The following is a 15,304-nucleotide window of genomic DNA, read 5'->3' as shown; positions in this document are numbered from 1 at the left end:
CGGCGATGAGCGAGATCGAGCGGCTGCGGAGCGTCCTCGCCGCGACCGGCGCGCCGCCGGACGCGCAGGAGCTGAGCGAACTGCTGTGGCTCGCCTGCCACATGGACGAGCCTTCCCCTTCTGGTTTCGTGCCGCCGGTGGACACCGAGCCGGCCGGTCCGGTCCCCGGTTTCGCGGACGGTCTCGCCGACGTGCCGAGCCCGCTCCGCGAGCCGCCGGGGCTCCGGAAGCCCACGGTTCCACCGGCGCCCGCCGAGGTGCCGCTCCATCCGCTCCCCGCCGCTGCCCCTGCCGCCGGAACGGACACGGGCGCCGAGGAGTTGCTCGTCCCGACGGCGCCGATGCTCGCCGACCCGCGCGGCCTGCAGCGGGCGCTGCGCCCGCTCAAGCGGCGCGTCCCGTCCCGGCACCGCCGCGAACTCGACGAGGACGCGACCGCCGCGCGCATCGCCGACTCCGGACTGTGGGCGCCCGTCCTCGTGCCCGCGCCCGAACGGTGGCTGACGCTGTCCCTCGTCGTCGACACCGGCCCGACGATGCGGCTGTGGCGGCCCCTCGCCCGCGAACTCGCCGAGGTCCTCGTCCGGCAGGGCGCGTTCGCCGACGTGCACGTCTCGTACCTGGACGGCGACCGCGTGGCGGGCGTTCCGGGCGCGCCCCCGCAGGACGCGGGCACGCTCCTGCACGCGTCCGGACGCCACGCGGTGCTCGTCCTCAGCGACTGCTCGGGCCCGCACTGGTGGGACGGACGGGCCGCGCGGGCCGTCCGGAGGTGGGCCCGCACCGGGCCGACCGCGATCCTGCAGCCGCTCCCGGAGCGGCTGTGGCGGCGGACGGCCGCCCCCACGTCGCCGGGCCACGCACACCTTCCGCGTCCGGGTGCCGCGAACTCCGATCTCCGGTTCGTCCCGTTCGACGGGGATCCTCCGGCGGGCGTGCCCGTGCCGGTCCTCGAGATCGCCCCGCGCTGGCTGGCGTCGTGGGCCGGACTGGTGACGGGCGCGGGACCGCGGCCGCTCTCGGTCGCGAGCCTGCATGCGGCCGGTACGGTCCCGGGCGCCGCCCCCGGTTCGGGCCTCGCCCTCGGTTCGGGCGCCGCCCCGGGTTCGGGCCTCGCCCCCGGTTCGGGCCTCGCCCCCGGTTCGGGCCTCGCTCCGGGTTCGGCGGTCGAACGGGAGCGCGAACTGCCGGTGGACGAACGCGTCCGCCGCTTCCTGACCTCGGCGTCTCCCGCAGCCGCCGAACTCGCCGCGCACGTCGCGGTGTCGGTGCCGTCGCTTCCCGTCATGCGGCTGATCCAGCATCGGATCCTCGACGGTTCGGGGCCGGGACAGCTTGCAGAGGTGCTGCTCAGTGGGCTGCTCCGTCCCGTGGACGGCACGCACTACGCGTTCGTCCCCGGCGCCCGCGAAGCCCTCCTCGACACGTTGCCGCGTCCCGAGGCCCAGCACACGAGGCACGTCCTCGAGGCCGTGTCCGCCGAGATCGAGCGCCGCGCCGGGACGAGCGCCGAGATCTTCCGCGCGCTCGTCCCGTCCTCCGGTGGCCGGGTGCGCCTGGTCGCCGAAACCGACCACTTCGCGACGGTCTCTCCGCAGACCCGAGCGCACCTGTCCCCCGCGCCGTCCGGGCCGCCCCCGCCGCCGAACCTGCTCGATCTGCTGGACGCGCCGTTGGACGAACTCGTCCGCGAGCGTTGGGACCGGCCGGTGGGCCCCCTTCCGGTCGGCGTGGACGATCACGGCGAGATCGTCCGTGTGGATGTCCTGGGGTCGTACCGGAACGCACCGATCATCACGGGCTCCGCAGACTTTCGACGCCGTGTGCTGCGGACGCTCGTTCTCGCTTCGGTCCTCGAACACTCACCCGATGCGGTCCGTTTCGTTTTCGCAGACTGTTCCGGCGGGGCGTCCTTCGCCGGCCTGACCGCACTACCGCACCTGATGGCCGCTGTCAGCGACCCGACACCGAACTACGTCATGCGCCGACTCCTGGACGTACTGTTCGCGGAGGAGAGAAGGCGCAGGAACCTTCTGCGCGGGGCAGGCTTGGGCGATTGGGTTCGATACCGCGACCAATACAGCTTTGACCGGACTAGGGACCCGCTTCCACCCCTCCTGGTCATTCTCGAGGACGCCGACACATTGCTCGGGCCCGAGGCGACCGCGCGCTTGACTCGCTTGAGCGGCGCGGGAGTCGACACCGGGATCCGCTTTCTGCTCTCCGCTCGGGAGCCGGTCTTCGGTGAGATGCCCTTCCCGAAGTGGACGATCAGCGCGGGCGACCGCCCTCCCGACAGCGCCGTTCTACGAGACGAGGGGCTGATCGGCGGCGCGACCAGCGGGCCCTCGGGAGCATCCGTACGCGCCTTCCGCATCGCCCGATCCGACGCCCGGATCCAGCCGCTCATCGAACGCGTCGCGCGGGCCGCCGCCGACCGCGTCCCCGCGGCCTCACCCCAGACCGGCGCCGTCATTCCCGACACAAGGAGAGGCGAGACCGCCACCGAGCACCATCCCGATGCCTCACCCCCGGACGGCGGCGACGTTCGCTCCCCGACCGGGGCCGCTCCGCCGGAGGAGGAGCAGAACGTACTCACGTTGAACCGGGGGGAGAACCCGCGCCCCCCGGTCATCGGCCTGGACGAACACGGCGCCCCCGTCTCGCCTCTCCTCCACGTGCTGGGCCGATACATACCGCACGGACTGATCGTGGGCGGCACCGCGGAACGGCGCCGCTTGCTGCGGGCCCTCACGCTGGCGATCGCGGCGACGCACTCCCCCGAGGACGTCTCGTTCATCTTCGGCGGCCTGGGTGAGCACCCCCTCGGCGAGCCCCTCGGCCTTCCGCACACGCTGTACGACGGGGAAGAACTGCTCGGGCGCCCGGACGAACTCCAAGGCTTCCTCGAACTCCTGTCGGATCAGTTGATATCCGGCACCGCCGGGCATGACGGCGGCCGCGCGTCCGTGTTCGTTGTTGTCGACACATCGCTGACGCTCCCGTCCAGCCGTCCCCAGGTCGCGGAGACCCTTTTCCGGCTCGCCCAGCGGGGCAAGAGCCTCGACGTGGCGTTGGTGCTCGCTTCCGAGACGGTCGGGAGCGGCGGCGCATGGAACCGGCTCATGCCGCTGCTCGACTGGCGCATCGCCACCGGCCGCCTGCCTCCGAGGACGGCGCTGCAACTCCTCGGACGTCCGGTGACCTTCGCGGGCGACCAGGACGCGTACCTACGGTCGGCGAGCGGCGCACTGGCCCGTTTCACCCCGGCCGCCGAACCCGACCGGAACACCTTGGACGCGTTCCTCCTGCAAGCACGCCTGCTGGAGCACACGTCGCCGCCCGAAGAATCGCCTTCGCGGCCGGCGGCACCCCCCGCCCCGTTCCCACCCGGCCAGTACACGATCCTGGCGTGCGACTTGGCCTTCTTCGAGGAGGCGTCACGAACGGACGACCTCCGGGGACGACTGCGAGAAACCCTCTTCGGGATGCTGGACGCGAGCCTGCGAGCGGCCGGAGTCCGGCTCAGCGATTGCTATTGGGAGGACCGCGGCGACGGTGTCCTGGTCGTCATGCCCCCTGGTGGCGGAACGGAAGCCCTGCTGTCGACGGCCGTGGACAGGCTGGCCGCCGAGTTGCGTCGGCACAACGAGACCGCTTCGGACGGTGCGCGCATCAGCCTGCGGGTGGCGGTGCACGCCGGGGAGGTCAGCCACGACGGCAACGGGATCCGGGGAATCGCTGTGAACCGCGTGTTCCGGATCCTGGACGCGCAACCGTTCAAGGACGCCCACGACGAGGCAGGGAGTTCGCTGGCTGTCGCGGTGTCACAACATCTGTACGAGGACGTGGTACAAGGAGGGGCACAGGCGACTGCTCCGGACGACTACCGGCAGATAGAGGTTTCGGCGAAGGAGAACCGCGCAAGGGCGTGGGTCCGTGTCCTTGCCTCGGGGGGCGATGCTCCAGCGGTCGTCTACGCGAACCCCCTGCCCGCGCGCATACACGTCGGGGAGCTGCCGGAAGCAGCGGACGGACGGGTCGTGATCGGTGCGCGCAACGCGGCACGCGAGCCCGTCGTGCTGGACTTCCGGGATGACTCCCATCTCCTCGTGGCGGCCACGCCGGGGGCCGGACGCACGAACCTCGTCCGGTTGCTGCTGAGAGGGCTGGCCAGATGGAACATCGACCCGGAAGAGATCGCGGTGTGCGTCTTCGACCCGCGAGGCCACCTGCGAGCCGCCGCGAACCGGCTCGGCCTGGAGTCCCCGGTCGAGCAGGGCATGCTGTACACGGAGACGTCCGACGAATTCAACGAGTTCGTGGAAGAGACCCACGCGCTGTTGGCGGGCCCGGAAACCTACGTGGTGATCGTCGACGGCAACGCCTCCGTCGGTGAGGACTACCTGCTGTCGATGCTCCGCGACGGCGACCCCCGCGCCCCGCTGCACGTGGTTCTCGCCGTGACGGACGATCGTCCGCCGAGCCCCCTCGCATCGGTGCTGTCCGGCCTCGGGGAGCCCCTACTGCTGCTGGGGCCCTGTCGTGGAGAGATCGCGCACCCGTTCGACTCACTCCTCGCCGAACCGATGCCACCGGGGCGGGGCCTCCTCGTGCGGCAACGGGAGGGCGAGCTCGTCATGCTCCAGGTCGCCGATTCGTCACCCCCTTCCTGACCGTCGTGTACGGACCGTCCTCGTGCAGATCCGGCGCTCTGACGGGAGTCGGCGCGGATCCGTTCCGGATGCAGTGATCGCGAACCCGGCGACCGATATTGAATCGACCAGTACAAAACCGTGCTACGTTACCGGCATGGCGAGACCGCGGAACTTCGACGAGGGCCGGGCCGTCGACGCGGCCATGCGGGCGTTCTGGACGGCCGGGTACGACGGGACGTCGACGCGGGACCTGTGCGAGGCCACGGGACTCGGGCGCAGCAGCATCTACAACACGTTCGACAGCAAGCACGAGTTGTTCGGCAAAGCCCTCGCCCGGTACATGGAGATCAAGACGGGCGGGCTCGTCGAGGTGCTCGAGGACTCGAAGCGGCCGGTGCGCGATCGCCTATGGGACGTGCTCGAGGGTGCGGCGAACCCCGACGACGGGGATCCACTGGGGTGCTTCGTCGTGAACACGGTGGTGGAGCTCGTCCCTCGTGATCCGGAGATCGCGGAGCGGATCGAACGCGATCAGCGCGAGCGCGTCGATGCATTGCGCGCCGCGATCGAGACGGGGATGGCGTCCGGGGAGATCGACCCGGGCAAGGACGCGGACGCTCTGGCACGGTTCGTGGCGTCGACGGTCGGCGGTCTGCGGGTCACAGCACGCGGCGGCGCGGACCGCGCTGCGCTGCGGGCGATCGCCGAGACGGCGATGAACGCGATCTGAGACGGCGGCCCCGGGCGGGCCGCCGCTTTTCATGGACGAGTTTTGGACCAATCAATCTAGAATGGGGGCGGACATGCGACCGGCCGTGTACGTGCTGGGGGCGGCGATCTTCGCGCAGGGGACGTCGGAGCTGATGCTCGCCGGGCTGCTGCCCGGCATGGCGGACGACCTGGGGGTGTCGGTTCCGGACGCGGGGCTGCTGATCTCGGCGTTCGCGATCGGGATGCTGGTGGGGGCGCCGGTGCTGGCGGTCGCGACGCTGCGGTGGCCGCACCGGCGGGCGCTGCTGGCGTTCCTCGCGGTGTTCGCGCTCGCGCACGTGGTGGGCGCGCTGACGCCCGGGTACTGGGTGCTGTTCGGGACGCGGGTGGTGGGCGCGTTCGTCTACGCGGGGTTCTGGGCGGTCGCGGCGGCGACGGCCATGGAGCTGGTGCCGGCGGACGTGCGGGGACGGGCGATGAGCGTCCTGGCGGGCGGGCTGACCGTCGCGACGATCGTGGGGCTGCCCGCCGGGACGGTCCTGGGGCAGTGGTTCGGGTGGCGCGCGGCGTTCTGGGCGGTGGCGCTGCTGTCGGTCGTCGCGATGGCCGGGGTGGCGGCGACGATCCCGGGCGGACGGTCCGGGGACGCGGCGCCGGGGGTGCGCGAGCAGGTGCGGGCGCTGGGCGTCCCCCGGTTGTGGCTGGCGTTCGCGGCGACGTCGCTGGCCACCGGGGCGCTGCTGGTCACGTTCAGCTACCTGGGCGCGATGCTGACCGACACCACGGGACTCGCGGAGGCGTGGGTGCCCGGGGTGCTCGCCCTGTACGGGGCGGGCGCGCTGCTCGGGATCACGGTCGGCGGGCGGACGGCCGACGCGCGGACGGTCCCGACGCTCTACACCGGGTTCGCGGGGCTGGTGGCCGTGTCGGCGGGGCTGGCGCTGGTGCTGGAGTCGGCGGTACCGGCGGCCGCGCTGGTGTTCCTGCTGGGCCTGTTCGGGTTCGCGACGAACCCGGCGCTGAACACGCGGGCGTTCGGGCTGGTGGACGGCGCGACGACGCTGGTCGCGGCCGGGAATGTCGCCGCGTTCAACGTCGGGATCACCGCGGGCCCGTGGCTGGGCGGCCTCGCGCTCGGCGCGGGCGCCGGGTACGCGTCCACGGCGTGGATCGGCGCGGGCCTGGGCGTCCTCGCGGTCGGCGCGGTCGCGCTGGGGCAGGTGCGGCGGAAGGCTCCGGTCACGGAGGCGGAGCGGTCTCCCGTCCGGGTGTGACGGGGCCGCACCCGACGGATCCGGGGCGCCGCGGACGCGGCGCCCCGGAGCAGAGGCGAGGTCAGGGCAGGCGGCACGTCCCGGTGTCGGACTTCGTCGGGTCGCTCTCGGAGGTGCCGGTCAGCCGGAGCTTGGCCTTGCGTTCGGCGTCCGGGCCGGGCTTGGCCCACACGTCGACCCAGGTGCTGTGCCCGTCGGTGGCGGTGGCGAGCGTGTTCGGCAGCCGGACCCGCCAGCCCGCGCCGTCCACCTCGGCCTTCAGCCGGAACACGTCGGAGCCGTGGTGGCCGGTGCCGCCGCGGCCCCGGTTGTGGACCTCCATCCCGCACCTCAGCCAGCCGCCGTCCTCGCGGCTCGCGTCGCCGGAGTCGACCTTGACGCCGCGGCGCCGCGGTCCCGCGCCGTCGAGGGAGCGGATCCCGACCGTGTAGGACAGGACGCCGTCCGCGTCGCGTTCGAGGTCGAGGACGTAGAAGTGCAGGCGGTTCGCCTCGTCGGCGTACTCGAACTCGCTGCCGGAGTCCGTGCCCGCGCGGAACAGGGCGTCCGAGAGCTGCCGGTAGTCGCCGATCGTCATCTTCTGCTCCGTCCCGTCCGGGAGGACGAAGTCGACCTTGTCGATGTCCTGCGGGTTCGCGTCCTTCACCCAGATGAACGGGGAGTCGTCCTCGTTCTTGGTCTTGGCCAGCAGCACCCCGGAGTCGGGGGTGAAGGAGTCCATGCCCATGCGGTCGACGACCTCGAGGGTGTAGTTGTCGTACCCGCCGCCGTCGCACATCGGATCGGTATCGGTGTCACACGCGGGGCTCCTGTCGCCGGCCGCACCGAACTCCAGGTTGATGCCCGCGAGGGTGTTCTCGCCCGGTTCGGCGGCGCGGGCGGTGATCTTCGCGACGACCATGCCCCGCGCGGCGAGCGCCTCGCGGTCGATCCGCAGCACCTTGGCCGGATCGACGATGCCCAGCTCGAGCTTGTTGCGCAGCATGTGCTGGGCGCCCATGGACGCGCCGGTCGCCGGGATCGTCCACCGCGCGTGCGGGCCGCCGGGCCCGTTGAAGCTGCCGCGGCTCAGCATGTCCCACGGGCCGCTGAACGCGCGGCGCGGCGGGTCGCCGTACGGGTTGTTGTAGTTGTCGCCGATGCCCAGGATGTGGCTGAACTCGTGCGCGAACACGCCCATGCCGGAGCTCTCGGCCTGCGTGGAACTGCCCCGGGTGGCGTTCGGCCAGATCGTCGACCCCGCCTGCCAGGACGTCCAGTCGACGTATCGGGTGTCGACCCAGTTCGGCAGCTTCGGATCGCCCGAGCCCCACAGGTCCGGCACCCGCTCCTTCGTGCCGAACTTCATCTCGCCGAACTCCTGCCAGGTGGACGACTCGTCCTGACCGGCGCTCAGGAAGAACACGAAGTCGAACCGCGACGCGGTCTCCTCGCCGACGTCGGCGACCCACGCGGCGCGGGCGTCGGTGCGCAGGTCGCGGTTGCAGGTGTCGCCCTCGGGGCAGCCGTTGCCGCCCTGCATCCGGTCGTCGATGCCGTACTCGTGGTCCTTCGCGGGCATCCGGTACGCGCCGAACGCCGTCAGGTCGACCCCGTACCGGCCGCCGGAGTCCTCCATCCAGTACTCGTGGAGGGTGTGGCCGTGGTTGAGGTCCTGCGGCTTGTTCAGGTAGTTCTCATAGAACCGCGCGACGTCCTCGCGCGGGACGTCGCCGACGAGGTTCGGGTTGCCGAAGACGGACGAGTTCTTCGGCTGCGTCACGACGAACGGCTGGTTCGCGTAGTCGACCAGGACGACCGCGCCCCGGAAGTTCTTGATCGAGCCCTCGCGGGACGGGTCGGCCCACGAGGTTCCGGGGACGGCCGCGTAGTCGTCCCAGGTCATCGTGTCGGGGAGCTCGTAGTTCTGCGGGTCGATGGGCCCCGGGCCGCCGCCCGCGGCGAACGTCCGGGGGGACGGCTCGGGGCGCTGCCACGGCTGCGTCTGCGGCCAGTGCCGCATCTGCCAAGGGTTCACGGTGGGGTCGGGGCCGGCGGGGCGCGGCTGCGCGGCGGCGGGCGCGGCGGCGAGGCCCGCGAGCAGCAGCACTGCCGCCGCGGGCACCACGAGGGCGTTCTTGACGCGCATCTTTCTCCTGTCGCACGGGATGAGTGCGACGGTAAAGATGTGTGGTGCGCCGTCCTATGGAGGACTTAGACGATCTTGAGCGGCCCGTTCTGGCAGGTCGCGCCAGCGCGCGGCGGGTCTCAGGCGAGGACGTTCCGCGCGGCGACGACGATGCCGTCCTCGTCGCTGTACAGCCAGTCGCCGGGCCGGAACTCCATGCCGCCGAACGTCACCGGGACGTCCACGTCCCCCGCGGCGTCCTTGGCGCTCTTGCGCGGGTTCGAGCCGAGGGCCTTCGCGCCCAGGTCGAGCTCGCGCAGCGCGGCGACGTCCCGCACCGCGCCGTTGATCACCACGCCGGCCCAGCCGTTCCGGACGGCCGCGGCCGCGATCAGGTCGCCCATCAGCGCGGACGCGAGCGAGCCGGCGCCGTCCACGACGAGCACCCGGCCCTCGCCGGGACCGTTCAGCAGCTTCTTGACGAGGCCGTTGTCGCGGTGGCAGCGGACGGTCGAGACGGGCCCGGCGAACCGCGCCCGCCCGCCGTACTGCCGGAACTGCGTCTCGCAGCTGCGCAGCTCGTCCCCGAAGTCGTCGATGAGGTCAGCGGTCGCGAACTCCATGCCCGGCAGCCTACTGTCCGGTAACCGACGGGGTCCCGGCAGGGTCCGGACGGTCCGCGCGGTCCGGGCGCCCGGACGGCGCGTCGAACGGGTGCCCGATCAGCCGCGACAGGACGATCGACGTCTTCGTCGCGGTGATGTTGTCCTCGCGGCGGAGCCGCTCGAGGGCCTGCTCCAGGTGCTGGATGTCGCGGGCGCGCACGTGGACGAGCGCGCTCGCGTCCCCGCTGATCGTGTAGGCGGCGACGACCTCGGGGTGGCCGCGGACGCTCGAATGGATCTCCTCGGGGGACGTCGCGCCGGTGCAGAAGATCTCGATGAACGCCTCGGTCGTCCAGCCGACGGCGGCGGGGTCGACGACGGCGGCGAAGCCGGTGATGACACCGTCCGCGCGCAGCCGGTCGACGCGCCGTTTCACCGCCGGGGCCGACAGCCCGACCCGGTCGCCGATCTGCGCGTAGGAGGCGCGGCCGTCCTCCAGGAGGCGCGCAACGATCCGCCGGTCGATCTCGTCAAGACGCAACAAACAACACCCCCCAAGTCGGTTTTGGTCACTGGTCGGCGGTAGATCCCGAACATACGCTGTGGAACGGACCGTCGGCCACCCGTCCCGTCCGGTCCTCCCCCTCGGCACCGGGCCCGTCCCGTCCGGTGTTCAGCGTTGCCCCCGGCCCGACCGGCCGGGGCCGAGCCGCGAAGGAGCGACGTGACGCCGACCGAGAAGCTGCGGGCGATGTCCGAGGAGCACAGCGCGCACAACTACCACCCGCTGCCGATCGTGCTCGCGGACGCCGAGGGCGCGTGGGTGACCGACGTCGAGGGCCGCCGCTACCTGGACATGCTGGCCGCCTACTCCGCCGTCAACTTCGGGCACCGCAACCCGCGCCTCACCGAAGCCGTGCGGCGGCAGCTCGACCGGGTGACGCTGGTCAGCCGCGCGTTCGACCACGACCAGTTCGGCCCGTTCGTCACCGAGCTGGCGGAGCTGTGCGGCAAGGACATGGTGCTGCCGATGAACAGCGGCGCCGAGGCCGTCGAGACGGCGCTGAAGACGGCCCGCAAGTGGGGCTACGAGGTCCGGGGCGTCCCGGCCGACCGGGCGAACATCATCACGTTCGAGGGCAACTTCCACGGCCGGACGACCACGATCATCAGCTTCTCGACCGACCCGGACGCCCGCGACTCCTACGGCCCGTACACGCCCGGCTTCCGGACCGTCCCGTACGGCGACGCCGGCGCGCTCAAGGACGCGATGGACGGCGACACGGTCGGCGTGCTCGTCGAGCCGATCCAGGGCGAGGCGGGTGTGAACGTCCCGCCGAGCGGGTTCCTGCGCGCGGTGCGGGAGCTGTGCACGGCGAACGGCTCGCTGATGATCGCCGACGAGATCCAGTCGGGCCTCGGCCGCACCGGCACCACGTTCGCGGTCGAGCACGAGGACGTCGTCCCCGACGTGTACATCCTGGGCAAGGCGCTCGGCGGCGGCATCATGCCGGTGTCGGCGGTCGTCGCGGACGCGGACGTCCTCGGCGTGTTCAAGCCCGGCCAGCACGGTTCGACGTTCGGCGGCAACCCGGTCGCGTGCGCGATCGGCCGCGAGGTCGTCGCGATGCTGCGGACGGGCGAGTTCCAGGAACGCTCCAGGAACCTCGGGGCGCACATGCACGAGCGGCTCGGCGGCCTGCCGGCCGAGGTCGTCCGCGAGGTGCGCGGGCGCGGCCTGTGGGCGGGCGTCGAGCTGCACGGGAAGGCCCGTCCGGTCAGCGAGCGGCTGATGGGACTCGGCGTCCTCGCCAAGGAGACCCACGACACCACGCTCCGGCTGGCGCCGCCGCTGGTCATCGAGCCCGCCGACCTGGACTGGGCGCTGGACCAGCTGGAGATCGCGCTCAAGGGCTGACCGCGGGCCTCGAGACGGGGTCGTCGCCGGTCAACGGCGCCCGGCGACGACCCAGATCACTTCCCCCGCACGCCCATCGGGAACTCTGGGATCGGCAAAGAGTCGGCCAGCGTCCGCCTGCCGTGCCGGCGCGCGCGCGGCGGCGGCACCAGGGTGTCCCCATGCAGCCGACGCCGCCCCAGCACGACACCCCCGCAGACGGACTCCCCCGGACGGACGCCGCGAAGGCCGGGGCCACGAACCCGCGCGACCGGCGGCGACGCCGGATCCTGCTCGGCTGCGGCGGCGCGGCGCTCGTCCTGCTGCTGGCGGTCGTCGGCGGCGCGTACGCGCTGCAGCGCTCCTACAACGGGCAGGTCGAGCGCGTCGAGAACGCGCTGCCGACGACGAGCGACCGCCCCGCCTCGACCGGACGCGGCGAGAACTGGCTGCTCATCGGCTCCGACCGGCGCGCCGACATCCCGTCGATGGGCGCCCGCGCGGACGCCATCATGATCGTCCACATGGCGGAGCGCGGCGACCGGGTGTCGGTGGTGGCGATCCCGCGCGACAGCTGGGTGCCGATCCCCGGGCGCGGCACCGACAAGATCAACGCGGCGTTCGCCTACGGCGGGTCGCGGCTGCTGATCCGCACGGTGGAGAAGCTGACCGGCGTCCGGATCGACCACTACGCGGCCCTGGACTTCGGCGGCTTCGTGGAGATGACCGACGCGCTCGGGGGCGTGACCGTCACGATCAGCCAGGACACCTACGACCCCAAGTACCAGCGCGCGTGGCGGGCGGGGACGCAGCACCTCGACGGGGCCGACGCGCTCGACTTCGTCCGGCAGCGCGTCAACCTGCCGAACGGCGACCTGGACCGGATCAAGCGCCAGCAGGCGTTCCTGGAGGCCCTCGCGGGCAAGGCCCTCGACACCCGCAACCCGATCAAGATCGACCGGTTCATCCGGGCGGTCACGGGCTCGGTCACCGTCGACGAGACGGTGACCGCGGCGGGACTGCGCAAGCTCGCGACGCGGCTGCTGGACGTGGGCGGGCTGGAGTACGTGACCACGCCCGTCGACCGTCCGGCCGCCAGGGGCGCGCAGAGCGTCATCCTCCTGGACCACGCCAAGGCGGCGACGCTGTTCGCGGCCGTCCGCGAGGACCGCATCGGGGAGTACGTGTCCCGCCACGGCGGCTCGAACACGGTCGACACCGTCCGCTGACGCGCCGGGCGCCGTCCCCCGGTGCGACCGGGGGCGGTCTGCCGGAATTTCCCGAATCGCCCGCGCGAGTCCTCTGCGGTGGATTAGTCTGTGCAGACTAATCCGAATGAACCAATGAGGCGCCGACCATGTCCAGGCCGCTCACGCCCCCGGCGCTGACAGTGCTCCGGATGCTGTGCGACGGGCCCATGCACCCGTACGAGATGCAGCAGCGGATCCGCGTCCGCCACTTCGACGAAGCCGTCAAGATCACGCCGGGCTCCCTGTACCACACCGTCGACCGGCTCACCGGCGCCGGACTCATCGAACCGCTCGAGACGTCCCGCGAGGGCCGCCGCCCCGAACGCACCGTCTACGCCGTCACCACCGCCGGACGGGACGCCGCGCACAACCGGCTCGCCGAGCTGTTCGCCAAGCCGACGGAGGAGTTCCCGACGCTCGGCACCGCGCTGGCGTTCGCCAACCTGCTGCCGCCCGACGAGGTCGCGCGGCTGCTACGCAGCCGGACCGTGGCGCTGGAGGCACTGCTCGCCGCCGCCCGGACCGTGTACGAGGCGCTGCGCAAGAACGGCCTCGAACGCTACAAGCTGCTCGACCAGGAACTGACGATCGCGCGGGTGCGGGCCGAACTCGAGCACGTCCGCGCGCTCGCCGACGACATCGAGTCGGGCCAGGTCACCTGGACCGAATCCGAAGCGACCAGGGAGACCCCATGACCAGGTGGCGCGGCAACCCGTGGGCGATCCTGCTCACCCTGTCCCTCGGCTTCTTCATGACGCTGCTCGACCTGACGATCGTGAACATCGCGATCCCGAGCATGACCGAGCAGCTCGACGCCTCCCTCGACCAGATCCTCTGGATCGTCAACGCCTACATCCTGGTGCTGGCCGTCCTGCTGATCAGCGCCGGCCGCCTCGGCGACCTGTGGGGCAAGAAGAACCTGTTCATCGCCGGCGTCGCGCTGTTCACGCTGGCCAGCCTGGTGTGCGGGATCGCGCAGGACCCGGCGCAGCTCATCGCCGCCCGCGCCGCGCAGGGCCTGGGCGCCGCGCTGCTGATGCCGCAGACGATGTCGATCATCATCAACGTGTTCCCGCCGGAACGGCGCGGCACCGCGCTCGGCATCTGGGGCGCCGTCGCCGGGGTGTCCACGGTCGCCGGGCCGACCATCGGCGGGCTGCTGGTCACCAGCTTCGACTGGCGGTGGATCTTCTTCGTGAACCTGCCGATCGGCATCCTCGTGCTGGCGATGGCCGTCCCGATCCTGCCGCCGCACGCGCCGGGCGTCCGGCACCGGTTCGACGTTCCCGGCGTGCTGCTGGCGTCCGCCGCGCTGTTCTGCCTCGTGTTCGCGCTCACCGAAGGCGAGAAGCTGGGGTGGGACGCACGGATCTGGGGGCTGCTCGCCGCCGGGGCCGTCCTGTTCGCCGTGTTCGTCCTGCACCAGCGGGGGCGGCAGGACCGCGAGCCGCTCGTCCCGTTCTCGCTGTTCCGCGACCGCAACTTCACCATCCTGAGCATGGTCGGCGCGGCCGTGTCGATCGGCATGATCGGGATGGTCCTGCCGCTCACGATCTACCTGCAGTCGGTCCTCGGGTTCAGCGCGCTCGAGGCCGGGCTCGTGATGGCGCCGTCGTCGGTCGTGTCGATGCTCCTCGCCCCGTTCGCGGGACGGCTCTCGGACCGCGTCGGCGGCAAGTTCATCCTCATGACCGGCCTCACCCTCTACGCGAGCGGCATGATGTGGATCGTCTCCGTCGCCGATGTCGGCACGGACTGGACGGCGCTCATCGCGCCGCTCGTCCTCGTCGGACTCGGCATCGGCGGCGTGTTCGCGCCGATGGCCACCGAGGCGACCCGCAACGTCCCGCCGCACCTGGCGGGCGCCGCGTCCGGCGTCAACAACACGATCCGGCAGATCGGCTCGGTGCTCGGCGGCGCCGCCGTCGGCGCCGTCCTGCAGAACCGGCTCGCGGCCTCGCTCCAGGAGGAGGCGGCGCGGCGCGCCGGGGCCCTGCCGCCGGACGCCCGCGCCGGGTTCGTCGACGGGTTCGCGAACGCCGCCGAGGGCGGCCTCGAGGTCGGCGCGGGCCAGACCGGCGCGCCCCGGCAGCTCCCGGCGGACGTCCCGCCGGACGTCGCCCACCGCGTCCAGGACCTCGCCGCGCAGGTGTTCGGGCACGGGTTCGTCGACGCGATGCTCCCCACGATGGCGCTGCCCATCGCCGTCATGCTGCTCGGCGCCGCCGCGTGCTTCGGCGTGAAGGGCCACCGCCGGACCGCCCCGCCCGCCGCCGGGCCCGCGGCCGTCCCAGCCGGTCAGCCCAAGGTGCGGTAGCCGCCCCCGTAGAAGATCAGGGGACGTCCGTCCGGGTTCGGGACGTCCAGGCCGACGACCTCGCCGACCACGATGGTGTGATCGCCGCCGTCGTGGACGGCGCGGGTCCGGCACTCCAGCGCCGCGAGGGCGCCCGCCAGGATCGGGGCGCCCGTCGCGGGCCCCCGGACGTGCGGACGGCCCTCCAGCCGCCCGTCCAGCGCCCGGCCCCGCGTCGCGAACCGCTCCGACGCGTCCCGCATCTCCTCCGACAGCACCGACACCGCCCACCGGCCGGTCTCCAGCACCATCCCGTGGAACCGCGCGGCCTTATCGGCGCAGAACATCACCAGCGGCGGATCCAGCGACACCGACGTGAACGCGTTCACGGTCATCGCGTGCTCGGCGCCGACGTCCGTCACCGTCGTCACGATCGCCACACCGGTCGCGAACCGGCCCATCACATCCCGGAACAGGGCCGGTCCGACGCCTCGCTCATCGCTCAC

General features: G+C 72.3%; 11 protein-coding genes. 7 read left to right on the top strand and 4 right to left on the bottom strand.

Annotated elements, in window-relative coordinates; translation table 11 throughout:
• The first annotated feature begins 5 nt into the window (after window positions 1-5).
• The 3 genes from F7P10_RS30895 to F7P10_RS30885 all read left to right on the top strand — a co-directional run bounded on the left by F7P10_RS30895 (window position 6) and on the right by F7P10_RS30885 (window position 6,643).
• Window positions 6-4,676 carry an SAV_2336 N-terminal domain-related protein gene (locus F7P10_RS30895; RefSeq protein ID WP_151014668.1) on the top strand — a complete coding sequence of 1,557 codons (4,671 nt, stop codon included), beginning with the start codon at window positions 6-8 and terminating at the stop codon, window positions 4,674-4,676.
• 136 nt (window positions 4,677-4,812) lie between these two features.
• Window positions 4,813-5,388 (top strand): TetR/AcrR family transcriptional regulator, encoded by a 576-nt coding sequence (locus F7P10_RS30890; RefSeq protein WP_151014665.1) that lies wholly within the window; start codon window positions 4,813-4,815, stop codon window positions 5,386-5,388.
• Window positions 5,389-5,461: 73 nt separating this feature from the next.
• Entirely contained in the window at window positions 5,462-6,643 is a 1,182-nt protein-coding gene (locus F7P10_RS30885) for a Cmx/CmrA family chloramphenicol efflux MFS transporter (protein WP_151014662.1), read from the top strand.
• A gap of 61 nt (window positions 6,644-6,704) precedes the next feature.
• Here the strand turns inward: F7P10_RS30885 and F7P10_RS30880 are convergent, their stop codons facing one another.
• From F7P10_RS30880 to F7P10_RS30870, 3 genes are all read right to left on the bottom strand, one after another.
• Window positions 6,705-8,771: a M6 family metalloprotease domain-containing protein gene (locus F7P10_RS30880; protein ID WP_151014659.1), complete on the bottom strand. Its 2,067-nt coding sequence runs from the start codon at window positions 8,769-8,771 to the stop codon at window positions 6,705-6,707.
• 119 nt (window positions 8,772-8,890) lie between these two features.
• Complete coding sequence (rraA, locus tag F7P10_RS30875) at window positions 8,891-9,373, bottom strand: ribonuclease E activity regulator RraA (RefSeq protein WP_151014656.1); 483 nt, start codon at window positions 9,371-9,373, stop codon at window positions 8,891-8,893.
• Window positions 9,374-9,383: 10 nt separating this feature from the next.
• A complete protein-coding gene (locus F7P10_RS30870) occupies window positions 9,384-9,896 on the bottom strand; it encodes an Lrp/AsnC family transcriptional regulator (RefSeq protein ID WP_151014653.1) in 513 nt (170 codons plus the stop codon).
• Between the two features lie 210 nt (window positions 9,897-10,106).
• Between F7P10_RS30870 and rocD the strand changes: the two genes are divergently transcribed.
• From rocD to F7P10_RS30850, 4 genes are all read left to right on the top strand, one after another.
• Window positions 10,107-11,273 (top strand): ornithine--oxo-acid transaminase, encoded by a 1,167-nt coding sequence (gene rocD, locus F7P10_RS30865; RefSeq protein ID WP_218040748.1) that lies wholly within the window; start codon window positions 10,107-10,109, stop codon window positions 11,271-11,273.
• Between the two features lie 161 nt (window positions 11,274-11,434).
• Window positions 11,435-12,481: an LCP family protein gene (locus F7P10_RS30860; RefSeq protein WP_151014647.1), complete on the top strand. Its 1,047-nt coding sequence runs from the start codon at window positions 11,435-11,437 to the stop codon at window positions 12,479-12,481.
• Window positions 12,482-12,609: 128 nt separating this feature from the next.
• On the top strand, window positions 12,610-13,197 hold the full coding sequence (locus F7P10_RS30855) for a PadR family transcriptional regulator (RefSeq protein WP_151014644.1): 588 nt from the start codon (window positions 12,610-12,612) through the stop codon (window positions 13,195-13,197).
• On the top strand, window positions 13,194-14,819 hold the full coding sequence (locus tag F7P10_RS30850) for a DHA2 family efflux MFS transporter permease subunit (RefSeq protein ID WP_151014641.1): 1,626 nt from the start codon (window positions 13,194-13,196) through the stop codon (window positions 14,817-14,819). The genes F7P10_RS30855 and F7P10_RS30850 overlap by 4 nt, the downstream gene beginning before the upstream one ends.
• On the opposite strand, the gene F7P10_RS30845 is transcribed toward F7P10_RS30850, so the two are convergent.
• Window positions 14,801-15,304 (bottom strand): flavin reductase family protein, encoded by a 504-nt coding sequence (locus tag F7P10_RS30845; RefSeq protein ID WP_254716113.1) that lies wholly within the window; start codon window positions 15,302-15,304, stop codon window positions 14,801-14,803. The genes F7P10_RS30850 and F7P10_RS30845 overlap by 19 nt on opposite strands.

This window comes from Actinomadura sp. WMMB 499 (genome assembly GCF_008824145.1).
GTDB lineage: Bacteria > Actinomycetota > Actinomycetes > Streptosporangiales > Streptosporangiaceae > Spirillospora.
This window is presented reverse-complemented; position numbering and strand designations above follow the sequence as displayed.

Coding starts and splice junctions, on each gene's coding strand:
- F7P10_RS30885 (WP_151014662.1), top strand. CDS start 5,462: ATGCGACCGGCCGTGTACGTGCTGGGGGCGGCGATCTTCGCGCAGGGG.
- F7P10_RS30880 (WP_151014659.1), bottom strand. CDS start 8,771: ATGCGCGTCAAGAACGCCCTCGTGGTGCCCGCGGCGGCAGTGCTGCTG.
- F7P10_RS30890 (WP_151014665.1), top strand. CDS start 4,813: ATGGCGAGACCGCGGAACTTCGACGAGGGCCGGGCCGTCGACGCGGCC.
- F7P10_RS30855 (WP_151014644.1), top strand. CDS start 12,610: ATGTCCAGGCCGCTCACGCCCCCGGCGCTGACAGTGCTCCGGATGCTG.
- F7P10_RS30850 (WP_151014641.1), top strand. CDS start 13,194: ATGACCAGGTGGCGCGGCAACCCGTGGGCGATCCTGCTCACCCTGTCC.
- F7P10_RS30895 (WP_151014668.1), top strand. CDS start 6: ATGAGCGAGATCGAGCGGCTGCGGAGCGTCCTCGCCGCGACCGGCGCG.
- rraA (WP_151014656.1), bottom strand. CDS start 9,373: ATGGAGTTCGCGACCGCTGACCTCATCGACGACTTCGGGGACGAGCTG.
- F7P10_RS30860 (WP_151014647.1), top strand. CDS start 11,435: ATGCAGCCGACGCCGCCCCAGCACGACACCCCCGCAGACGGACTCCCC.
- rocD (WP_218040748.1), top strand. CDS start 10,107: ATGTCCGAGGAGCACAGCGCGCACAACTACCACCCGCTGCCGATCGTG.